Source organism: Streptomyces thermolilacinus SPC6, from assembly GCF_000478605.2.
GTDB classification, from domain to species: Bacteria; Actinomycetota; Actinomycetes; order Streptomycetales; family Streptomycetaceae; genus Streptomyces; species Streptomyces thermolilacinus.
This window is the reverse complement of sequence record NZ_ASHX02000001.1, coordinates 3973844-3995923: the sequence shown is the minus strand read 5'-3', so window position 1 is coordinate 3995923 and position 22080 is coordinate 3973844. Positions and strand designations below refer to the sequence as shown.

Here is a 22080-nt window from a genome sequence, read left to right as displayed (position 1 = left end):
GGGGTCGTGAGGGTCGTGGGGGGATCAGGTCAAGATCGGTCCCGCCTGGAGTCCAGGGTGTAATCCTGACAATGACCTTTGAATGTGGGGTCGCGGTTCCACCAGCCCCTGTGATCCATCTCTCAAGTCCTTCCATATGCCGCACTGTCGTGGCGTATGGTGGCGAGACGCTCGAAGTGGTAATCGGGGACCTTTGACGGCTTCGCTCGTTGAACGCGTCAAAGGTCTCTTTTCTGCTCGGCGAAGGAATGACCTGTGGGCCGGGCTCCGCGGTGCGACGTCCCGTCGCGCGCGACGGGGCGTGGATCCCGGTACGGCCCCCGCCGTGCCGGTGCCGGCCGCCCGGAGCGGGCGCGGGTCGCCCACGAAGCGAACGCGTCCCGAACGAACAAGGATCGACCATGGCGTCCAGCCTGACGAAGGACTCGACCGGTATCCCGGATTACGAGAAGACCTTCCTCGGCCACCCCCGCGGCTTGGCCTACCTCTTCATGACCGAGATGTGGGAGCGCTACAGCTACTACGGCATGCGCGCCCTGCTCGTGCTGTACCTGTCGGCCCAGGCGGCCGACGGCGGTCTCGGTTTCGAGGACGCCACGGCCATCGCCATCTACTCGGTGTACAACGCGATGGTGTACCTGCTCGCCCTGCCGGGCGGCTGGTTCGGCGACCGTGTCTGGGGCGCCCGCAAGACGGTGGCCATCTCCGGCACGATCATCATGGTCGGCCACTTCCTGCTGGCACTGCCGATGGAGGCGTCGTTCTTCCTCGGCCTGGCGTTCATCGCGGCGGGCTCCGGCCTGCTGAAGGCCAACATCTCCACGATGGTCGGCCACCTGTACCGGGACAAGAACGACCCGCGCCGTGACGGTGGCTTCACGATCTTCTACATGGGCATCAACCTCGGTGCCTTCGCCGCCCCGCTGAGCATCGGCCTCGTCGGCCAGACGATCAACTGGCACCTCGGCTTCGCGATGGCCGGTGTCGGCATGGGCCTGGGTCTGCTCTTCTACTTCTTCGGCTTCCGCAGCCTGGCCCCCGAGTCCAACCAGGTGCCCGCCCCGCTGACGCCCGCCGAGCGCGCCGGTGTCCTCAAGCGCGGCCTGATCTGGCTGGCCGTGGCCGCCGCCGCGTACGGTCTGGTCGGCCTGAGCGGCCAGTTCACCATCGACTGGGTGCTGTGGCCGCTGACCATCCTGGGCCTGGCCCTGCCGACGTACTACCTGGTGAAGGTGCGCCGCGACAGCGAGCTTGAGCCGGTCGAGCGGTCCCGGATGTCGGCGTACGCCTGGTTCTTCGTGGCCGCCGCCGCGTTCTGGGCGATCTACGACCAGACCGGTTCCACGCTGACCCTGTTCGCCAAGGACAACACCGCGAACACGCTGTTCGGCCTCGACTTCCCGTCGAGCTGGTTCCAGTCGCTGAACCCGCTGTACGTGATGGCGCTCGCGCCGGTCTTCGCCTGGCTGTGGGTGGCGCTGTCGCGCCGCGGCAAGGAGCCGAGCACGCTGAGCAAGTTCGCCACGGGCCTGGTGCTGATCGGCAGCTCCTTCTTCGTGATGATGCTGGCGCAGACCGCGTCGGCGGGCGGCGTGAAGGTCACCCCGCTGTGGCTGGCGTCGGTGTACCTGATCCAGACCGTCGGTGAGCTCACCCTCTCCCCCGTCGGCCTGTCCCTGACGACGAAGCTGGCCCCGGCCAAGTACGCGTCGCAGATGATGGGCGTCTGGTTCCTCGCCGTGACCGCCGGTTCGTCCGTGATCTCGCTGCTCCAGCTGGTGGGCGCGCCGACCGACACGGAGTGGTGGTTCGCCAGCCAGGGCGCCATCGCCGTGCTCGGCGGTGTCGCGATCTTCATGTTCCGCAAGCGGGTCCAGCCGCTGATGGGCGGCGTGCACTGACCGTCGCGCGACCGTGAGGGGCGCCGCACCGGGTACCGGTGCGGCGCCCCTTCGGCGTACGGGCCCGTTCCTCATTGCCCACAGGACGTTGTCCACAGGGCGTTGTCCACAGGCCTCCCGCAGGGTGGGTGGGCGCGCCTATAGTTCAGCGATCAGTGTCAAAGGGGGGCATAGATGGCGGGCAGGAGCGAGCCGGTCGCCGGGGCGGACGACGCGAACGGCGCGAACGCAGTCGGCGCGGATACGGGCGGCGCGGGTACGGACGCGGAGGGTGCCGAGAGCGGCGCCGGGGGTGCGCCGCGTCGGCGGCGGGTGTGGCGGTGGGTCGGCGGCGGCTGTGCGGTGCTACTGCTCGCGGCCGCCGGCGGGGGCTGGTGGGCGTACAGCAGCCTCGACGGGAACATCAAGGGTGTGGACATCGGCAAGGCGCTCGGTGACGACCGGCCACGCAAGGCGCCCAGCGCGCTCGGCGCGACGAACCTGCTGGTCCTGGGCTCCGACTCGCGCGCCGGGGACAACGCGGCGCTCGACGGCGGCGCCGTGAGCGGGGCCCGGTCGGACACGGCGCTGGTGGTGCACGTGTCGGAGAACCGTACGAAGGCCGTCGCCGTGTCCATACCCCGCGACACGCTCGTGGACCGCCCGGCCTGCGCGAAGCCGGACGGCGGCGAGACCGCGCCCGCCACGCGCGTGATGTTCAACTCCGTGTACGGCACGGGCGGCGCGCCCTGCGTCGTGAAGACGGTCGAGCAGATGTCGGGCGTCCGCATCGACCACTTCATGGAGATCGACTTCGCCGGCTTCAAGGACCTGGTGGACGACCTGGGCGGGGTGACCGTCGAGGTCCGCGAGCCGATACGGGACACGAAGGGCGGCTTCACCCTGGAGCCCGGCACGCACCGGCTGGACGGCACCGACTCGCTGAAGTTCGTCCGCACCCGGTACGGGTACCGCGACGGCAGCGACCTGGGGCGCATCGGTCTCCAGCAGCAGTTCCTGATGGCGCTGCTGCGCGAGGTGCAGCGGCAGGACCTGCTCGGCAGCCCGGCGAAGACGTTCCGCATCGCCGCGTCCCTGACCAAGTCGCTGACCACCGACTCCGAGCTCGCCTCGCTCCCCGCGCTGGTGGACTTCGGACGGAGCATGCGCGGGATCGACCCGGTCGCGATGGACACGATCATGCTGCCCGTCTCGTACGACAAGGCCGACCCCAACCGGGTCGTCCCCGCAGAGCCGCAGGCGGGCACGTTGTGGAAGGCGATACGGGAGGACGCCCCCATACCGGAGTCGGCCCGGAAGTCCCCTGCGGCGGCCCGCTGACCGGGGCGTCCGGTCGCGGAGTGGGGGGCGGGGCCCTGAGTGGGGCGGGTGCAGGTGGGTGGGGCGGGGTGCCGGTGAGCGGGGCGAGGTGCCGGTGAGCGGGGCGGGCGTCGGTGAGCGGGGCGGGCGTCGGTGAGCGGGGCGGGTGCCGTGGAGCGGCCATGGGGGGTGAGGGTTGAGGGCGAGGGACGGGGGGCGGGGGCGGGGGGCGGGCCCCCGGGGCGGCTTGATCCTGGGGGGAACGGGGTGTCCGGGGCCGGGTGGGCTGTCATCATGAGCGGTCTCATGGACCAGGGGGTGGCGATGGCCGGGACGGCGAGCGGGACGGCGGCGCGGATGTCGGGGGGCGAGGCGCTGCGGCGGCTGGCCGGGGCGCAGAAGTCGGCGAAGGGGGTGTCGCTGTACTCGCGGTTCGTGAACCGCCCGGCGGGCCGGGTCCTCGCGGCCGGGTCGTACGTCGTGGGGCTCACGCCCAACCAGGTCACGCTCGTCAGCGCCCTGTTCGGCTTCGGCGGGATCGCGGTGCTGGCGCTGGCGGCGCCCTCCTGGTGGGCGGGGGCGCTGGTGTGGCTGGCGCTCGCGGTCGGTTTCGCCTTCGACTCGGCGGACGGGCAGCTCGCGCGGCTGCGCGGCGGCGGCAGCCCGGCGGGGGAGTGGCTGGACCATGTGGTGGACTGCGCCAAGACGACCGCGCTGCACTCGGCCGTGCTGGTCGCGTTCTACCGGCACCCCGGCCACTTCGGCACCGGGTCGGACGTGCTGCTGCTGGTGCCGCTGGTGTTCCTGCTCGCCTCGATCGTGACGTTCTTCGGCGGGCTGCTCACCGAGCAGCTGAAGCGGAAGGCCGCGCCCGGAGCCGCCGCGCCCGCCCCCTCGACGCTGCGCGCGGTGGCGTTGCTGCCCGTGGACCACGGCGTGTTCTGCCTGGTGTTCCTGCTGCTGGGCGGCGGGCCGCTGTTCCTGTGGGGGTACGGGCTGCTGGGCGCCGCCGCCGTGCTGTACCTGCCGCTGTTCCTGGCGAAGTGGTTCCGGGAGCTCAGCCGCCCCGCTGCTCACCCTGCGGGGCGGCAACCGGCGGCCCGCTGAGGGCGTCGAGGGCGCGGCGCAGCTGGGTGCTGGACGTGTGCACCGTGTACGGGAAGTAGACGACGTCCACGCCCACGGTCGCGAAGTCCTTCTCCAGCCGGTCGCCGCGCGGGGTGCCGCGCCAGTCGTCGCCCTTGAACAGGACGTCGAACCGGACCTGCTTCCACGTCTCCAGCTTGTCGGGGACGGTCTCGACGAACGCGGCGTCCACGTACTTGATGTTGCGGACGATCTCCAGCCGTTCGATGAGCGGGATGACGGGGCGGTGGCCCTTGGCGCGCTCCGCCATCTCGTCCGAGACGACGCCCGCGACGAGGTAGTCGCACTGCTGCCGGGCGTGCCGCAGGATGTTCAAGTGGCCTATGTGGAAAAGATCGTAGGCCCCCGGTGCGTATCCCACCCGGTATGGTTTGCGCTCCGACATGACTCGCTTGCCCCCCTCTGGAACGGTCCGCCCCCCGTGTCTGGGCTCGTCCCGGGTGACAGTACCGCGCACACTTCGCGGGGGACAGGTGAACGATTAGGGTGCGGCGAGCGATCGTTCGTCTGAGGGGGGCTTCGCATGGGGGACGCGGACGGGACCGGCCGGGACGGGGAAGCACGGCGGCGGCGCCTGCTGCTGGTGTCCACCAACTACGCGCCGGAGCACACGGGGATCGGCCCGTACGCGACGCAGGTCGCCGAGCACTGGGCGGCGCGCGGCCATGAGACGCACGTGCTGGCGGGGATGCCGCACTATCCGTCCTGGTCCGTCGATCCGGCGTACCGGGGCGCGTGGCGGCGCACGGAGGTGCGCGGGGGTGTGACCGTGCACCGCAGGCGCCACACGGTGCCGAGCCGCCAGACGGCGGTGCGGCGCGCGCTGTTCGAGGGTTCGCTGCTGGCGCACCAGCTGGCGGCGCCGCCCCGGATGCCCCGGCCGGACGCGGTGGTGGCCCAACTGCCCAGCCTCGCCGGGGGTGTGGTCGCGGCGCGGCTCGCGGCGCGCTGGCGGGTGCCGTTCGTCCCGGTCGTGCAGGATCTGATGGGGGCGGCGGCCGCGCAGAGCGGCATAGAGGGCGGTGACCGGGCTGCTGCGGCGGCGGCGCGCGTGGAGGCGTACGTGCTGGGCCGGGCCACGCTGGTCGGGGTCATCCACGAGACGTTCACCGCGCGGGTGACCGCGCTGGGTGTGCCGCCAGGGTGGATCCGGGTGGTGCCCAACTGGTCGCATGTGGCGGCGCCTTCGCGGCCGCGTGGGGAGACGCGGCTGCGGCTGGGCTGGGCGCCGGACGACACGGTGGTGCTGCACTCCGGGAACATGGGCCTCAAGCAGGGCCTGGAGGTGCTGGTCGGCGCGGCCCGGCTCGATCCGGGGGTGCGGGTGGTGCTGATGGGCGACGGCAACCAGCGGGAGGCGCTGGGGCGGCTCGCGGCGGGCGTGCCGAACCTGGAGTTCCTGCCGCCCGTGGAGGACGCGGAGTTCCCGGAGGTGCTGGCGGCGGCGGACGTGCTGGCGGTGACGCAGCGGGCGTCGGTGCTGGACATGAGCGTGCCGTCCAAGCTGACGTCGTACTTCGCGGCCGGGCGGCCCGTCGTGGCGTCGGTCGCGGACGGCGGCGGCACGGCGCAGGAGGTGCGGCGCTCGGGTGCGGGCGTGCTGGTCCCGCCGGAGGACCCGGGCGCGCTGCTGGAGGCCGTACGGAAGCTGGCCGCCGACCCGGAGGCCGCGGACGCGCTGGGCGCCGAGGGGCCCCGGCACGTGGCCGCGCATCTGAGCCGGGCGGCGGGGCTGGCCCGGTACGACGCCCTGCTGGACGAGGTGCTGGCGGGCACGGGGGTCAAGGGGGCCTCGGGTGACGGGGGTGCCGGGGTGGAAGGAGCGGAGAGGTGAACCAGGTGCACGGCGGACCGGGGGCGGGGGCGCCGCCGGTCCTGGTGGACGACGAACCGGACCTGCTGCGGGACCAGTTCCGGCAGCTGCTGCGGTACCCGCGCCTGATCGCGGGCGGGGTGCTGCTCGGCCTGCTGGGCGGCGCCTGGCTCGGGTACAGCACGTCCGACACGTACGTGGCGACGAGCGACGTGGTGCTGCGGGTGCCGACGGAGGACCCGTTCAACCCGTCCATCGCCGTCGAGAAGACCCTCGACATGAACACCGAGCGGCAGGCCGCCACCAGCCGACGTACCGCCGAACGCGCCGCCGAGGCCCTGGACTTCCCAGGCGACCCGGCGGACCTCGTCACCGGTCTCCAGGTGACCAATCCGCCCAAGTCGCAGGTGCTGCGGTTCAGTTACACGACGGCCGACCCGGACCTGTCGGCGCGTCGGGCGAACGCGCTGGTCGCGGCGTACCTGGCGGACCGCAGGGAGCAGACCGAGCAGACCCGCGACACGATGATCAAGGGCCTTCAGGCGCAGCTCGCGCCGATCGCCCGGCAGCACGACGAGCTGGACGAGGAGCTGGACGGCCGGACCGGCGCCGAGGCGGAGGCGGACTTCGCGGTCAAGGCGAACCTCCTCAACCGGATCACCGAGCTGAGCAACCGCATCAGCAAGCTGAAGGCGCTCGACGTGACGCCCGGCAAGGTCATCAGGACGGCGACGCCGCCCACCTCGTCGGACGGGCCCGGCTGGGCGCTGTCGCTGGGCCTCGGCGGGGCGGTCGGTGTGGCGCTGGGTCTGCTGATGGCGTGGGTGCGGCTGGTGTTCGACCCGGCGGCCCGCTCCGAGGGGGACGTGGCGCGGGCCCTGCGGGCGCCCGTGCTCGGCTCGCTGCCGCGCACCCGCGAGACGGACCCGCTGCTGACGGAGGACCGCGAGGAGTCGCCGCTGGCGGAGGAGTACCGGTCCATCGCCTACCGGCTGGCGTACGACCAGCGGTTCGCGGACCGGCGGCGGCTGCTGGTGGCGGCGCCGCGCGGCTCCAGCCGTACGGCGGCGGCGGTGGCGGTCAACCTGGCGGCGTCGTTCGCGGAGACCGGCAAACGGGTGCTGATCGTGGAGGCGGAGCTGCGGCAGCCGTCGCTGGAGGGGCAGCTGCGGGCGCGGGAGATCGGCCGGCCCGCCTGGACGCTGGACGTCGGCGAAGGCGACGCGTGGCCCGCCGGGCGGCGGCTGGTCGTGGACGCCGGGGAGTCGGGCACGTTCGACCTGGTGCCGGGCGCCCGGGTGCGGAACGTGGCGCGTGCCCTGACGTCGCCGGAGATGTCCCGGCTGGTGGAGGAGGCCGACGACCCGAACGTGACGGTGATCGTGCTGACCCCGCCGGTGTTCGCGTACGCCGACGCGCTGGCGCTGGTGGACCGGGTGGACGGGGTGCTGGTCGTGTGCGACCCGCGCGGGGTGCACCGCTCGCAGCTGGCCCGGCTGCGGGACCTGATAACGGGCGCGGGCGGCACGGTGCTCGGCACGGTGATGCACCGGGGCCAGCGCGGCAAGGGCGGGCGCCAGGGGCGTAAGGCCGCCAAGGCGGCGAAGGCGGCCGGGAAGGGCTCGCGGGGGACGAAGGGCTCGCACGGGCAGCCGCGCGGTGCGGTCCCCCGGCCCGCGCGGGCCGGCGGCCGGGCGGGCGGTGCGGAGGCTGGGCCTGCGGCGGGCCGGTACGAGGACCCGTCCACGACGATGGCGCTGCGCACCGTCACCCCGCCCGACGACCAGCCGTGAGCACGGCCGGGATCGGGGCAGGAAGCGGTCCGGGCGGTCCGGGCACGGGACCCGGCGTGGCCGGAGGGGCGCTGCGGGGGCGTACGGCCGCTGTGGCCTCCGTGCTGGACCAGGGCGCGGCGGGGCTGACGAACATCCTGGTGCTGGTGCTGGCCGCGCGGCTCTCGACGGCGGCCGGGTTCGCCGAGTTCTCCATGGTGTACCTGGTGTTCACCGTGGCGCTGGGCCTGTTCATGGCGTACGTCGGGCAGGCGCTGGTGCTGGTGCGGGGCGGTGCGGGCGCGGTGGCGTCGGCCTGCCGCTCGGCGCTGGCCTTCACCGCCGCCGGGGCGCTCGCCACCGGGGTGGTGCTGGCGCTGGCGGGTGTCGTGCTGCCGCCGGGCGCGCGGGCGCTGGTGGCGCTGGGCGCGGTGCTGCCGGTGGTGCTGCTCCAGGACGCGGCACGGTACTGCTTCTCGCTGCTGGGCCGCCCGCACCACGCGCTGGCCGCCGACGGGCTGCGGCTCGCCTCGACGGTGGCCGTGCTTGCCGCGCAGCCCGCCGGGGCGTCGCCCGCGCGGCTCGTACTGGCCTGGGGGCTGGCCGCGCTGCCGGGGCTCCTGGTGGCGGGGCTGCTGCTGCGGCGGCCGCTGGCGGGGGCGCGGGCGCAGGTGCGGCGGTATCTGCGGCGCGGGCATCTGGGGCGGCGGTTCGTCGTGGAGTTCGCGGTGGGCAACGGTTCCAGCCAGGTCGCCGTGCTGTGCCTGGGTCTGGTGGGCGGCCCGCTCGCGGTGGGCGCGCTGCGGGGCGCCTCCGCCCTGTTCGGGCCGCTGAACGTGTTCTTCGGCGCGGCGAACGGCTTCGGGCCGCCGCTGCTGAACCGGCTCGGCGGCGGGCGGTCCGTGGTGCGGGTGACGCTGCTGCTGGGGTGCGCGCTCGCCGCGACGGGCGCGGTGTGGGGCGGGGTGTGGTGGCTGCTGCCGGACGGCTGGGGCCGCCGCGTGCTGGGCGAGTCGTGGCCGGCGGTCGCGGCGCTGCTGCCCGCGTCGGCCGCGCAGTACACGCTGATGGGCCTCGGCGTGAGCGCCCTGCTGACGCTGCGGGTGCTGAGCCCGCGCGAGACGCTGCCGGTGCAGGTGGTGTTCTCGCTGCTGTCGGTGGCGCTGCTGTACGCGGGGTTCGCGGCGGGCGGCGCGGTCGGCGCGGCGTGGGGCCTCGCGGGCGGTTCGGCGGCGAAGGCCCTGGCCGCGTGGGTGCGGGTGGCCCGGGTACGGCGCCGGGCGGACCGGGCCCCCGAGGCCGCCGCCGTCGCGGGGGTGTGAGGGGCGGTACGGGCGGTCGCGCGGCGGAGCCGGTCGCGTGCCACGTGGTGACGGTCGGCTCGGTCACGGTCTGCTCGCCAGGCCGGACCCGGGCGTGAGGGGCGCGGTACCGGGAGGCGCGCCCGCCGCACGAGGATCCGTACGGGGAAGCGGGGTCCGTCAGCCCAGGCGGGCCCCGCGGTCGGTGCGGTACGTGGCGATGAGCGCCAGGCACAGCGCGGCGATGGCGACCTTGCCGGTGGCCTGGAGGAGCGGGCCGCGTACGAGGATGAAGGAGTACCCCGCCACCAGCGGCGCCGTGATCAGCAGCAGGCTGCCGGTCGGGGAGCCCCGCACCGCGCGCCGTGCCACCCGCCGGTCCACGCGCGCGGCGGCGTACCCGAGGGCCGCCATGCCCGCCGTCATGCCGACGGGCCCGAAGTCGATCCACAGCTCCGCCCACACCGGGGACGACAGGTTGGTGTTGACGGCGCCCATCCACTCGCCGACCATCACGCCCGTGTCGGACGGCTTGTCCGCCCACACCGAGCGGGGCACGGCGAACAGCAGCGACCCGGCGAGCTGGTAGCCGTACGTGTGGCCCTGCCCGGACTCCACGTAGGTGATCGTGTTGGCGAACATGCCGACCTGGTCGTAGTCCTTCAGCGCCAGCGGTTCCAGGAACGACGTCGTCTCGATCTGGCGCGCGTTGTTCTCGTCGTACCGGAAGCGGTCGGCGAACGGGAAGACGAGCAGCGCGACGACCACGCCGAGGCTCAGGGACGCCCGGTACATGGCGGCGCTCACCGGGAACGCGGTGAACAGCAGCGCGAACAGCACGGTGAGGAACCAGTAGCGCGGGTTCGAGACCGGGTTGTTGACGATGACGTTCAGGACGACGAGCGCGCCGAAGACGGTGACGACGGACCAGGTGCGGCGGGCCCGGCGGGACGTGATCAGCCAGCGCGTGTACACGAGGAGCGCGATCAGCGGCGGGACCGTGCCGAAGCCGCGCAGGAACGCCTGGCCCGCCTGGGAGCCGTCGCCGGAGACGCCCGCGTCCTCGATGCTGGCGATGATCTCCTGGCGGCTGCTGAAGAAGACGGCGGGGCCGCCCAGTTTGACGATCAGAAGCCCGCCGCACGCGAAGGCGGCGAGGACCAGCAGCATCAGGCGCCTGCGGTGGATCAGCACGGGCCGCCCGTCGGGGTCGGCGGCCCGCCCGGTCTCCCGCCCGGACTCCCGCCCGGAGTCCCGTCCGCCGCTGCCGCGTTCGCGGTGGCGGGGGGTGCGGTACCGGGCGAGGAGGGCGCCCACGTCGAAGGCGAAACAGCCCAGCAGGACCAGCGACACGGCCTGGACCAGGTCCTCGCGCGGGCCGACGACCGGGGTCGGGACACGCCCGAGGACGGCCTGCGCCAGCGGGGCGACGCCCATCGCCATGTAGCAGAACATCCAGAACGTCGCCTGGAGCAGCTTGCGGCGGGAGGTCAGCACCATCGCGGACAGCCGCACCCCGCAGTACACGGTGAGGACGGCCTGGAGCCAGAACGCCGCGTCGCGCGGGCCCTCGCCGGACTGGGAGACGACGACGAGCGGCAGGAAGCCGGAGAGGCCCAGGACGAGCGGCACGGACAGCGCCCGCGACAGCAGGGTGCGCGGCCGGAACGGCGGCGGCAGCGGTACGGGCCGGGGCGCGTGGCCCGACGGCGTGCGGGGCGGCGGGCCCTCGGGCGGTCCGCCACCGGACAGCGCGCCCCCGGGTGCGCCGGGCGGTGCGCCGGGCGGGTCGGCGGGCGTGGCGCGGGGTGTCGTGTCGGCCGTCACTCCGTACCCCCCGTCCCCGTGTTCCGCGCAGTCTAACGAGCGCGTCCCGCGATGCCCTGTGAGCGGGAGCCACCAGCCGTTAATCTGACGGTCGTTCCGCATCGGGCCGCAACAGGGGGGAATCCGACGCATGCGCGACCTGTCCGCGTTCACGCTGGCCGGGTACGACAAGGGCCGGGGCAAGCTCACCCAGGCCCTGTGGTTCGCCGTCATGAACCTGGTCTTCACGGCCTGGTGGTGCCCGGCCCGGCTGCGGGTCGCCCTGCTGCGGGCGTTCGGCGCGACGATCGGCGAGAACGTGCTCATACGGCACCGGGTGCGCGTCCTGTGGCCGTGGAAGCTGACCGTCGGCGACCACACCTGGATCGGTGAGGGCGCCTGGCTGCTCAACCTGGAGCCGGTCACCCTCGGGGCGCACGTCTGCGTCTCGCAGGAGGCGCTGCTGTGCACGGGGAGCCACGACCACCGCGCCGCCGGCTTCCGGTACCGCAACGCGCCCATCACCGTCGAGGACGGCGCCTGGGTCGCGGCCCGCGCCACCGTCCTCGCCGGCACCCGCGTCGGCCGCCACTCCGTCGTCGGCGCCGGGGCCGTGCTCCACCGGGACCTGCCCGAGCTGACCCTGCACACCGCGGACGGCACGCGCCGCCCCGTCGAGGAGCCCATGTGACCGCCGCTTCCCTGCGCGTCCTGCACGCCGTCACCCTGCACTCCCCCACCGGCGCGTTCGGCGGGCCCGTACGGGTCGCCCTGAACCTGGCGCACGGGCTGCGCGAGCGGGGTCACGACCCGCGCCTGCTGGCCCTGGCCGACGGGTCCGGGCCGGTACCGCCGACGGACGTGGAGGGCGTGCCCGCCCGGCTGTACCCGGCGCGGCGGCTGCTGCCGCTCGGCTTCAGCGGGATCACCTCACCGGCGCTGCTCGCCGCAGCGGGGCGCCTGGTGCGGGGCGCCGACGTGGTCCACGTGCACCTGGCCCGGGACCTGGTGACCCTGCCGGTGGCGCTGGCCGCGCTGCGCGCGCGGGTGCCGCTGGTGCTCCAGACGCACGGCATGGTGGACCCCAGCGACCGGCTCCTGGCGAAGGTCCTCGACGCGGTGGCCGTACGGCGGGTGCTGCGCGGCGCCGACGCCGTACTGCACCTCACCGCGCACGAGCGGCGCGGCCTGGACGCGGTCGTCGGGGAGCCGCTGCCGCACGCGGTGCGGCTGGTCAACGGCGTTCCCCGGCAGGAGGCGCGGCCCGCCCCCGGGGGGCCGCCGAGGATTCTGTACGCGGCGCGGCTGCAGGCCCGCAAGCGTCCGTGCGACTTCGTGGCCGCCGCGCCGGAGGTGCTGCGCCGCCACCCGGACGCGCGGTTCGTGGTGGCGGGCCCCGACGAGGGTGAACTGCCCGCCGTGCGGGCGCTGATCGACCGGCTGGGGCTGCGCGAGCGGGTGGAGTGCGTGGGCGCGCTGGGCTCGGCCCAGGTGCTGGACGAGCTGCGGCGGGCGCATGTGTACGTGCTGCCGTCGGTGGACGAGCCGTTCCCGATGTCGGTGCTGGAGTCACTGTCGGTGGGCACCCCGGCCGTGGTGACCGAGTCGAACGGGCTGGCGTCGGCGGTCCGGGAGGCGGGCGCGGGCCGGGTCGTGGCGGACGCGTCGGGCCTCGCGGGCGCCGTCCTGGAGCTGCTGGAGCCGGAGGTGGCGGAGAAGGCGTCGGCGGCGGCGCACGCGCTGGCCGGTTCGGCCTTCTCCATGGACGCCGTGGTGGACGAGCTGCTGGCCGTGTACGGCGGGGCGGCGGACCGCCGCCGGGCGTAGCGGCCAAGGCCTGGCGCCGTCGGGCAGCCGTCGCCGAAAGACCCTCGCCCCGTCAGGCCGTTGCCGTCAGGGCCCCCGTCAGGCCGTCGCCGTTCAGGCGCGCAGCCAGGCGTAGCAGCCGCTGGACTCGAAGCGGGCGGCGCCGGGCGGGATGGTGAGGGTGTGCGGTCCTGTGGCGCCGGGGGCGGGGCCTCCGGCGACGCGGGTGCCCTTCGCGTCGGTGACCTGCCAGGAGCAGCCGGGCCCCGCGGACACGGTCCGGTAGCGGCCGGCGGCCGGGGAGGCGTGGGTGCCGTCCGGGTAGCCGCCCTCGGCCGCGTCGAGGACCGGGCGCTGGTCGGGGCACAGGTGGGTGACGGCGTCGTCGGCGTCGCGCAGGTCCCCGGCGACGACGGCCGCCGCGGCGGCGTCCTTGTCGTGCTTGGCGGTCCGGGAGATCCGCTGGCAGGTCTCCTTACCCACGTCGAGGACGGCGGCGGGATCGACGGCCTGCGGGACCCGGCCGCTCAGGTACCGCTTCTCCTTCGGTGTGAACGAGCCGGTGGCCGGGGTGAGCGCCGCGTCGGGCCGTACGGGCCCGGCCGGGGTGCCTTCGGGCGCGGGCGCGGCACCGGGCGCGGAGCTGGGCCCGGTGGTCGCGGCGCCGTCCTGCTCCCCGGCGACCCGTTCGGCCGCCGACAGGGAGGCCGGGGCCGTGGCGGGCGCCGCCGCCCCCTCCGTACGACCGGAGCCGGGGTCGCCGGAGCGGCCGGAGTCGCCGGACGAGCAGCCCGCCAGGGCGAGCGCCGCCGCCAGCGCCAGGGACGTGGCGACGGGACGGCGGAGGTGGGTGCGCATGTACGGCTCCTGGTGGTGGGTGCGCGGTCCGGGGCGGCGCGTCGGCGCGCCGCCCCGGCCGCGCGCTGCTACAGCGGGGAGAAGGTGAGGGTCAGCCGGGGCGTGCCGCCCGAGGCGGGGGCCTCGCGGGACCAGAGCCACAGGGCGTCCGTGCCCCCGCCGGTCAGCGCCACGCTGTAGTCGCCGCCCAGCGCGGCGGCGACGGCCTCCGGGTCGAGCTGGACGGACGCGCCGGAGCTCGGGCCCGCGGGCGGGGTGAGCGTGCCCAGCACCCGGGTGCCGACCGCCGGTTTCGTCGCGTACGTGACCCCGGTCTCCGACCAGGCGCCGGTGACCGGCCGTACCAGCACGGGGTCGGTGGACCCGGCGGTGGCCGACGAGTCGGTGCGGACCTCCAGCGACGCCCCGGCGAGCCGCGTCCCGGCGGGGGCGGCGGGCAGGGTGAAGCGGAGGTACGTCTCGTAGGCGGCGCTGCCGCGCACGGCCAGCGAGGTCGCGGCGCCGTAGTTGGTGCCGGTGGAGGCCCCGTTGACGTACGTGTCCGCGACCGGGGTCACGGTGGTGACCGTGTCGCCCTTCTGGGAGGCGCGCGCGTAGTGGCCCGCGACCTGGGTGGCGGTGAGCGCGGTCGGGTAGACGGCGGTCTCGTCGAGCTGCCCGGCGAAGTAGTTGCTCGACGGGCGGGACGGCCAGTTGCCGACGGCGTCGCCGCCGATGTGCCAGTACCCGGCGTACCGCTCGTGGCCGGAGTAGCCGTTGCCGCCGATGCGCCTGCCGTCGACGTACAGGGTCATCCCGGAGGGGCCCTGGGTGCCGACGACGTGGTGCCACTTGCCGTCGTTGTACGTGCCCGGGGTGCTGAGGTAGCGGGCGGTGCCGTCGTAGGCGCCGAAGTACAGCTGGCCCCAGTTGTTCATGTAGATGTGCTTGTCGTACCGGCCGCTGTTGCGGGTGGTGTTGTTGCCGAACCCGATCAGCTTGCCGCCGCGTGTCGTGGTGGTCCTGAACCACGTCTCGATCGTGTACGCGTCGCCGACGGTGACCCGCCGGTCGCTGTACACCTTGGCGTCCACGCCGTCGAACCCGAACGCCTTGCTGCCGTCCGCGACCACGCCGGGCTGGCCCTGGACGGGCGCGCCGGACTGGAGGCCGCTCGTGTCCCCGTTGGAGGAGTCCGCGACGTACGGGGTGACCGTGTCGTCGTAGCGCCAGTACAGCTGGGCGCCGTCGGCGATGACCTGGGAGGCGTACGGCTGCGCGGACACCGCGACGGTGGCGCTGACCGTGGCGGACAGGCCGCTGACGTTCCCGGCGCCGTCCGTGGCGGTCACCCGGTAGGTGTGGGTGGTGCCCGGGGTGAGGCCCGTGTCGGTGAACGACGCCTGCGGGCGGTGCCAGGGCAGCGAGTCGGCGGCGACGGTGGCGACCGGGGTGGCCGCGCCGTCCCGGTACACCTTGTACGTGAGGCGGCTGTCGTCCAGGTCGAGGCTGGTGCGCCAGCGGACGTGGACCTCGCCCGGTTTGACGCTGGCCGCGTCGGCGACGGGCGTGGTGGGCCGGCCCGTGTCGCCGGTGGAGGCGAAGCGGGTGAGGCCCTGGGCGGGGGCGCCGTTGACGGTGGTGAACTCGCCGCCCGACCACAGGTATTCGACGCCGTCCTTGGCGGCGATCGTGATCACACGCGGGCCGATGCCCTCCCCGATGCCGTCGTTGGTGTCGGGGAACCAGCCCAGCTTGCCGACGGACGTCGTCGGCTGCGCGAGGAAGTGGTAGCGGCGGCCGTCGGGGAACTCTCCGACGAGACCGCAGTCGTGCGCGTGCGAGGCGCTGTACAGCACGCCCTTGTGGGACTCGACGGCCTGGGTGGCGCCCAGGCAGGTGTCCCGCCAGCGCTGCTCCAGGGTGTTCAGCTCCAGGGCGATCCGGCCGTCGAAGCCGCCGGTTCCCTCGTTGGCGGTGTAGAAGCCGGTGGCGTCCGTGTCGATGTCCTTGACGACCGAGCTGTTCATGATGAAGCCCGGGTACGTCTTGACGTTCGCGCCGGTCGTGGCGTCCACCACGGCGAGGGCGTGCGAGGAGGCGCCGTTGACGGTGAAGAAGTCGCCGCCGAGCAGGGCGTGCCGTCCGTCGGGGGTGACCTCGACGGCCCGGCCCGGCTCGTCGACGTCGGCCCGGAACGGCCGCAGGGCGCCGGTCGTCGCGTCCACGGCGGCGTACCGCGCGCGGGGCTGGCCGTTGACGGTGGTGAAGTCGCCGCCCGCGTACACCGTGTCGTCGGTGACGGCGAGGGCGCGCACGGTGGCGGGGAAGGCCGCGTTGAAGGGGTCCTTCGGGGCGCAGGTCGCGATGTCGATGGCGGCGACGCTGGACACGGGCATGCCGTTGACGGCGCCGAAGTAGCCGCCCGCGTACAGGGTGCGCTTGTCGGGCGACACGGCCAGGGCGCGCACGGTGGCGGTGCCGGAGGAGACCGTGAACGACAGCCGGCAGTCGGTGGGGGCGCCCGTCGCCGCGTCGAGCGCGACGAAGTTCAGCGCCTGCCGCTCGGTGCCGGACGCGCCCTCGGGGGGCCGTACGGCGGAGAAGGTGCCGCCCGCGAAGACCACGCCGCTCGCCTCGGCGAGAGCCCAGACGATGCCGTTGGTCTGCCAGGTGGGCAGGTCGTCCGCGGTGAAGGGCACCGGTGCGGTGAGTGCGGTGGCCTGCGGAGCGGCGACCGCCCCCAGACCGGCCGCCAGGGACAGGGCGAGGGCGGCGTGCAGCCCTCTGGATCTCTTCATGTACCCCCCAAGACGGACGTCTTGACGCCGTGAGCGCTCGTCCGGCGCGGTGCCGCCGGGCGCGTGGTCAGTCGCCCAAACGTGTGAATGAGCCGTACAGTAGCGGCCCTTGGGCCATTTCTGGCCAACTCCGCGTAAAACTACGGAGAGTGGTAGGCGGTGCGGCGCCGGGGACCGGCGACGGCGACTCGGCGGCCACCGGCCCGGGCACGCGTCAGCGGTCCCGCGCGCCGCCTCGGAGCCGTCGCCGGCCCCGCGCCCGCCTCAGCGGTCCACGCGGACGGTCACCCCGGCCAGCTCGTCCTGGACCTGGCGGATGTCGGCGTCCACCATGATCCGGGCCAGCTCGTCCACCCGTACCTCCGGCTTCCAGCCGAGCAGCTCCTCCGCCTTGCTGGCGTCGCCGATCAGCGCGTCCACCTCGCTGGGCCGCTCGTACTTGGCGTCGTACCGGACGTACTCGCGCCAGTCGAGGTCCGCGTGGCCGAACGCCGTCTCCAGGAACTGCCGCACGGTCGCCGGGACGCCCGTCGCGACGACGTAGTCCGTCGGCTCGTCCTGCTGGAGCATCCGCCACATCGCTTCCACGTACTCGGGGGCGTACCCCCAGTCGCGGACGGCGTCCAGGTTGCCGAGGTACAGCTCGCTCTGGAGGCCCGCCTTGATCCGGGCGACCGCCCGCGTGATCTTGCGGGTTACGAAGGTCTCGCCGCGGCGCGGCGACTCGTGGTTGAACAGGATGCCGTTCACGGCGTACATCCCGTACGCCTCCCGGTAGTTGACCGTCGCCCAGTAGCCGTACACCTTGGCGACGCCGTACGGGCTGCGCGGGTGGAACGGGGTCCGCTCGTTCTGCGGGGGCGGGGTCGCGCCGAACATCTCCGACGACGACGCCTGGTAGACGCGCGTCTCGATGCCCGACGCCCGTACGGCCTCCAGCAGCCGCAGCGCCCCGAGCCCGGTGACGTCCCCGGTGTACAGCGGCGCGTCGAAGGAGACCCTGACATGGGACTGGGCGCCCAGGTTGTACACCTCGTCCGGCCGTATCCCGCGCAGCAGGTTCACCAGCGCCACCCCGTCGGACAAGTCGGCGTGGTGCAGCACGAACGACCGGCCGGACTCCTGGGGGCCCTGGTAGATGTGGTCGATCCGCTCCGTGTTGAAGCTGGACGAGCGGCGCACCAGGCCGTGGACCGTGTACCCCTTCGACAGCAGCAGCTCCGACAGGTACGAGCCGTCCTGCCCGGTGACCCCCGTGATCAGTGCGGTCCTGCTCATGCGTGGCATCCCCTCCCGGAGGAGCCGCGCACCGGCCCCGTCCCCGTTGTCCTCTTGGCCTGTATACGCGAATCCGGGCGACGGGCGCGGGTCGCGCCGCCGCTCCTGGCATGATCCGGCCCATGACCGACTCGCAGGCGGCACCGCCGCCCTCCGCCCCGTCGTCGTCCTCCGCCCCGTCGCCGTCGCCGTCGTACCTGCCGTCGCGGGCCCGGATATTCGTCGCGGGCCACCGCGGACTCGTGGGATCCGCGATGATCCGCAGGCTGACCGCCGACGGCCATGAGGTGATCACCCGCGACCGTGGCACGCTCGACCTGCGCGACGCCGCCGCGACCGGCGCGTTCCTCGCGGACGTACGCCCGGACGCCGTCGTCCTGGCCGCCGCGAAGGTCGGCGGAATCCTCGCGAACAGCACGCAGCCGGTGCCGTTCCTGGAGGACAACCTGCGCATCCAGCTCAGCGTCATCGCGGGCGCCCACGCCGCCGGTGTGCCGCGCCTGCTGTTCCTCGGCTCGTCGTGCATCTACCCCAAGCACGCCCCGCAGCCCATCCGCGAGGACGCGCTGCTGACCGGCCCGCTGGAGCCCACCAACGAGCCGTACGCCCTCGCGAAGATCGCCGGGATCTGCCAGGTCCAGTCGTACCGGCGGCAGTTCGGCGCCCAGTACATCTCCGCGATGCCGACGAACCTGTACGGGCCCGGCGACAACTTCGACCTGGAGACCTCGCACGTCCTGCCCGCCCTGGTGCGCCGCTTCCACGAGGCGCGCGAGGCCGGCCGCGACGAGGTGACCCTGTGGGGCTCGGGCACCCCGCGCCGCGAGTTCCTGCACGTGGACGACCTCGCCGACGCCTGCGCGACGCTGCTCGCCTCGTACGACGGGGACGCGCCGGTCAACGTGGGCTGCGGGCAGGACCTGACGATCCGTGAACTGGCCGAGACGGTCGCGGAGGTGACCGGCTTCACCGGCCGGATCGCCTGGGACACGTCCAAGCCCGACGGCACACCCCGCAAGCTGCTGGACGTCTCCCGGCTGACCGGGCTCGGCTGGAAGCCCCGCGTCCCGCTGCGGGACGGCATCGCCGCGACGTACGCGTGGTGGCTGGCCCACGGCGGCACGGAACCGGCCCGCACGGCCGACGCGTAGGCACCGGGGGCGCGCCCGGCCCGGCCGGGCGGGGCGCGCCGGGTCGGGCGCCATCAGTACGCCCCGCGGCCGTCGACGACGGCCCGGAGCGTACGGCTCATCACGTCGAGGTCGCTGCTGAACGACCAGTTGTCCACGTAGTGGAGATCAAGCTGGACCGTTTCGTCCCAGGACAGGTCCGAGCGGCCGCTGACCTGCCACAGGCCGGTCATGCCGGGCTTGACGCGCAGCCGGCGCAGCGCCGTCGCGTCGTACGCCGCGACCTCGTCGGGCAGCGGCGGGCGCGGGCCCACCAGGGACATGTCGCCCCGCACCACGTTGACCAGCTGCGGCAGTTCGTCCAGGGAGGTGCGGCGCAGGAAGCGGCCCACGCGGGTGACGCGCGGGTCGCGGCGCATCTTGAACATCAGCCCGTCGCACTCGTTGCGCGTGGCGAGGTCGTCCTTGCGGCTGTCGGCGTCGGTGACCATGCTGCGGAACTTCCACATGGTGAACGTCCGCTGGTCGCGGCCCACGCGCACCTGCCGGTAGAGCGCGGGCCCCGGTGAGTCCAGGCGTATGAGCGCGGCGAGCAGGAGCAGCAGCGGCGCGAGGAGCAGCAGCCCGAGGGCGGCGCCGCATCGGTCGACGGTGGACTTCAGCGCGGCCTGCGCGCCGTGGCGGAGCGGCGGTTCGACGCGCAGGACGGTCAGCCCGGCGACGGAGGCGGCCGTCAGCCGCTTCACGGACGTCTCCACCAGGCCTGGCGTCAGGGCGACCTCGAGTCCGGCGTCGTGCAGCACCCAGCACAGCTCGCGCAGCCGGTCGCCGGTGAGGCTGGCGCCCGGGGCGAGGAGCACCAGCTCGGCGTCGTGGCGCCGCGCGGCCTCCACCACGTGGTGCCCCGCGGCGCGGCCGTCGAGGCCCGGGTCGAGCCGCTCGCTGCCGGCCGCCGCGGCCGCGAGGGCGCCCTCCGCCAGGGCGCCAGGGACTCCGGCGAGGGGATCGTCCACGGCGACGACGGTGCCGACGACGGCGTACGGGTGGTCCGTGCGCGACGCCAGGCGATGGACGGCGGCCTCCAGGACGCCCGGCTCGCCGACGACGAGGACCCGGTCCACGGCTTCGGCGGCGCGCCGGGCTGCGGTGAGGTGGCGGTGCAGCCTGCGGTGGCACACGACGGCCGCGACCAGGCACGGCAGCAGCGCGGCGAGCGCCGGGTACGGCTGCGGGGTGCGGGCGGTGGCTACGCCGAGGACGGCGAGCGAGGCCACGAGGATCAGCCAGTCGTGCAGGACGGGCATCGCCCCGCGCGACTCGCCGAGGTCGCCGGTGCGGTAGCGGTGCCGCAGCGCCCGTACGGAGATCCAGGCCACCGTGGCGACGGCGGCGGTCCGCAGCGGGTGCGGCTGATGGGCCCGGTCGAGGACCAGGGCGACGGACACGGCGGTGACGACGGCGTCGGTGCCGAGGACGGCCGGCAGGTACCAGCGCGGTTTGGCGCGGCGGCCCGCCGGGGCGCGACGCCGGGTCCGCCCGGCGTCGCGGACGGTGGTCAGACGTGTGGTGCGAGCCCCATAGGTTCCCGTGTCTCCCAAGATTCGTACGCCCCCCCAGGCTTGGAAAACCGTGCGCCCCGCCCAGGTCGGTTCGGCGGGTCACACAATTCCTTCACGCGAGGGCACACTACGCCACACGGACGTTCTACAGAACACGTCCTTTCGTAAGCTTTCGTATACGTACCGTTTCCGGTCACTCGCTTACGCAGATGCTGACACAGCGGCGACCGACCCTGTTCACGCGGGCGCGGCCAGCTCCGCCCAGACGGTCTTCCCCGCCGCCTCAGCGGCCCTGGTGACGCCCCAGTCGAGGCAGAGCCGCTGCACGATGAACATGCCGTGGCCGCCGGGCCGCCCGGCGCGGTGGGGGGTGCGGGGCGCTGGCTGTCCGGCGCCCCGGTCCTCGACCTCCAGGCGCAGGACCTTGGCGTGCAGGGAGACCCGCAGCTCCTCGGGGCCCTCGGCGTGCAGACAGGCGTTGGTGACCAGCTCGGAGACGACCAGCAGGACGTCCTCGGCGGCGGCGCGGCGGTCCGCGGTGGCGGCGGGGAGCCATCCCCAGTCGTAGAGCGCCTGGCGCGTGAAGTCGCGGGCGAGGGGTACGCCCCCGCTCGCGCCATCCAGCGTGAGCCGGCGCGTCTCGCGGTGCGGGCCGCGCTCCTGCTCGCCGTTCCCCTGCTCGCCGTCCTCCCGGGGCCCGTGCTCCCGCTCGTGCGGGCCGCGCTCCCGCGTATCCCGCTCGTGCGGGCCGCGCCGGTCGGACGCGCCGGAGGGTGCCACGCGCTGTGCCGAGGGGGTGCCGGGGCGGTCCGGCTCGGGGCCGAGGCCGCTCGGCGGTTGCTGCTGGGTGGCACCCATCAGCGCGTCACCTCACCGATTCACCAGGTCGTCATTTGCTCGACGTCACATCGTTTACCAAGAGTGTGGACTCTTCGCGGCCCACCGTGGGGGTCTTCTGGCTTCTTCTGCCCGCCCGTCCCCGGGCGACACCCCTCAGATCGGCCCCGCAGGGCCCGCGGCGTGTACTCGCCGCCGCCCGCCGGGCTACCGCCCAAGGGCGGCGTCCAGGGAGTCGTGGATCTCGAAGACCACACCGGCTCCCGTGATCTCGAACACACGGGCGACGGCGGGCCGCATCGCGGCCAGGTGCACCACCCCGCCGGCCGCCTCGGCCTTCAGTCGCGCGCCGAGGAGCACGTTCAGCCCGGTCGAGTCGCAGAACTCCAGCTGCGAGCAGTCGACCACCAGCCGTGTCCGGCCCTGGGCGACCGCGGCCTCCAGGGGTTCGCGCAGCAGCTCCGCGGTGTGGTGATCGAGCTCACCCACCGGGGTCAGGACCTCGCTCGAACCTTCCGTCCGGACCCCGACGTGAAGTCGGCCCTGGTTCGCGCTGCCGACTGTCTCGCGGCCCATTCCGCCCCTCTTCGCCGATGCCGTTGGGTCGGGAGAACCCTACGACGAATCCGCCCCGGCGGGTAGCCGGAGGTCACCGCAAAGGGTATATACAGGAAAAACGGCAATCGCATCGGCCACTTGCACCGGCATGGGCGAACCCGATAGGGCTAGTAGGGCAACCCCCGACACGGCCGGCTTTGGAGGCGCCGCACACCGCAATCCGACGTATGGGCATC

The 22080-nt window shown here is 74.1% G+C and carries 17 protein-coding genes; 9 read left to right on the top strand and 8 right to left on the bottom strand.

What is annotated here, in order from left to right; translation table 11 throughout:
• Window positions 1–401 precede the first annotated feature (401 nt).
• From J116_RS17370 to J116_RS17360, 3 genes are all read left to right on the top strand, one after another.
• Window positions 402–1901, top strand: a complete 1500-nt coding sequence (locus J116_RS17370) for a peptide MFS transporter (protein ID WP_023588348.1) — start codon at window positions 402–404, stop codon at window positions 1899–1901.
• A gap of 174 nt (window positions 1902–2075) precedes the next feature.
• Window positions 2076–3221 (top strand): LCP family protein, encoded by a 1146-nt coding sequence (locus J116_RS17365; protein ID WP_023588347.1) that lies wholly within the window; start codon window positions 2076–2078, stop codon window positions 3219–3221.
• A gap of 303 nt (window positions 3222–3524) precedes the next feature.
• On the top strand, window positions 3525–4307 hold the full coding sequence (locus J116_RS17360) for a CDP-alcohol phosphatidyltransferase family protein (RefSeq protein ID WP_394331509.1): 783 nt from the start codon (window positions 3525–3527) through the stop codon (window positions 4305–4307).
• Here the strand turns inward: J116_RS17360 and J116_RS17355 are convergent.
• Window positions 4258–4731 (bottom strand): adenylyltransferase/cytidyltransferase family protein, encoded by a 474-nt coding sequence (locus J116_RS17355; RefSeq protein ID WP_023588345.1) that lies wholly within the window; start codon window positions 4729–4731, stop codon window positions 4258–4260. The genes J116_RS17360 and J116_RS17355 overlap by 50 nt on opposite strands.
• 138 nt (window positions 4732–4869) lie before the next feature.
• Here J116_RS17355 and J116_RS17350 point away from each other — a divergent pair, with 138 nt between their 5' ends.
• The 3 genes from J116_RS17350 to J116_RS17340 all read left to right on the top strand — a co-directional run bounded on the left by J116_RS17350 (window position 4870) and on the right by J116_RS17340 (window position 9253).
• Window positions 4870–6180: a glycosyltransferase family 4 protein gene (locus J116_RS17350; protein ID WP_023588344.1), complete on the top strand. Its 1311-nt coding sequence runs from the start codon at window positions 4870–4872 to the stop codon at window positions 6178–6180.
• Window positions 6177–7952: a lipopolysaccharide biosynthesis protein gene (locus J116_RS17345; RefSeq protein WP_023588343.1), complete on the top strand. Its 1776-nt coding sequence runs from the start codon at window positions 6177–6179 to the stop codon at window positions 7950–7952. The genes J116_RS17350 and J116_RS17345 overlap by 4 nt, the downstream gene beginning before the upstream one ends.
• Window positions 7953–8023: 71 nt before the next feature.
• A complete protein-coding gene (locus J116_RS17340) occupies window positions 8024–9253 on the top strand; it encodes an MATE family efflux transporter (RefSeq protein WP_028964180.1) in 1230 nt (409 codons plus the stop codon).
• 159 nt (window positions 9254–9412) lie between these two features.
• On the opposite strand, the gene J116_RS17335 is transcribed toward J116_RS17340, so the two are convergent.
• The gene (locus tag J116_RS17335) at window positions 9413–10912 is read right to left on the bottom strand and encodes an O-antigen polysaccharide polymerase Wzy family protein (protein ID WP_235617444.1); all 1500 of its coding nucleotides are present in this window, start codon (window positions 10910–10912) and stop codon (window positions 9413–9415) included.
• A gap of 277 nt (window positions 10913–11189) precedes the next feature.
• On the opposite strand from J116_RS17335, the gene J116_RS17330 reads away from it, so the two are divergent.
• A complete protein-coding gene (locus J116_RS17330; RefSeq protein WP_023588340.1) occupies window positions 11190–11729 on the top strand; it encodes a WcaF family extracellular polysaccharide biosynthesis acetyltransferase in 540 nt (179 codons plus the stop codon).
• An 11-nt stretch (window positions 11730–11740) separates the two neighbouring features.
• A complete protein-coding gene (locus J116_RS17325; RefSeq protein ID WP_028964178.1) occupies window positions 11741–12865 on the top strand; it encodes a glycosyltransferase in 1125 nt (374 codons plus the stop codon).
• A gap of 93 nt (window positions 12866–12958) precedes the next feature.
• Here the strand turns inward: J116_RS17325 and J116_RS17320 are convergent, their stop codons facing one another.
• The 3 genes from J116_RS17320 to gmd form a co-directional block, all read right to left on the bottom strand.
• Window positions 12959–13702 carry a hypothetical protein gene (locus J116_RS17320; RefSeq protein WP_023588338.1) on the bottom strand — a complete coding sequence of 248 codons (744 nt, stop codon included), beginning with the start codon at window positions 13700–13702 and terminating at the stop codon, window positions 12959–12961.
• Window positions 13703–13770: 68 nt separating this feature from the next.
• Entirely contained in the window at window positions 13771–16482 is a 2712-nt protein-coding gene (locus J116_RS17315) for a CBM96 family carbohydrate-binding protein (protein WP_023588337.1), read from the bottom strand.
• Between the two features lie 264 nt (window positions 16483–16746).
• Entirely contained in the window at window positions 16747–17760 is a 1014-nt protein-coding gene (gmd, locus tag J116_RS17310; protein WP_023588336.1) for a GDP-mannose 4,6-dehydratase, read from the bottom strand.
• 110 nt (window positions 17761–17870) lie between these two features.
• Here gmd and J116_RS17305 point away from each other — a divergent pair, with 110 nt between their 5' ends.
• Entirely contained in the window at window positions 17871–18911 is a 1041-nt protein-coding gene (locus J116_RS17305) for a GDP-L-fucose synthase family protein (protein ID WP_394331488.1), read from the top strand.
• Between the two features lie 53 nt (window positions 18912–18964).
• Here J116_RS17305 and J116_RS17300 read toward each other — a convergent pair whose 3' ends face one another.
• From J116_RS17300 to J116_RS17290, 3 genes are all read right to left on the bottom strand, one after another.
• A complete protein-coding gene (locus J116_RS17300; RefSeq protein WP_023588334.1) occupies window positions 18965–20488 on the bottom strand; it encodes a sugar transferase in 1524 nt (507 codons plus the stop codon).
• 198 nt (window positions 20489–20686) lie between these two features.
• Window positions 20687–21307 carry an ATP-binding protein gene (locus J116_RS17295; RefSeq protein WP_023588333.1) on the bottom strand — a complete coding sequence of 207 codons (621 nt, stop codon included), beginning with the start codon at window positions 21305–21307 and terminating at the stop codon, window positions 20687–20689.
• A 186-nt stretch (window positions 21308–21493) separates the two neighbouring features.
• Window positions 21494–21862 (bottom strand): STAS domain-containing protein, encoded by a 369-nt coding sequence (locus J116_RS17290; RefSeq protein ID WP_023588332.1) that lies wholly within the window; start codon window positions 21860–21862, stop codon window positions 21494–21496.
• Between the last annotated feature and the right edge of the window lie 218 nt (window positions 21863–22080).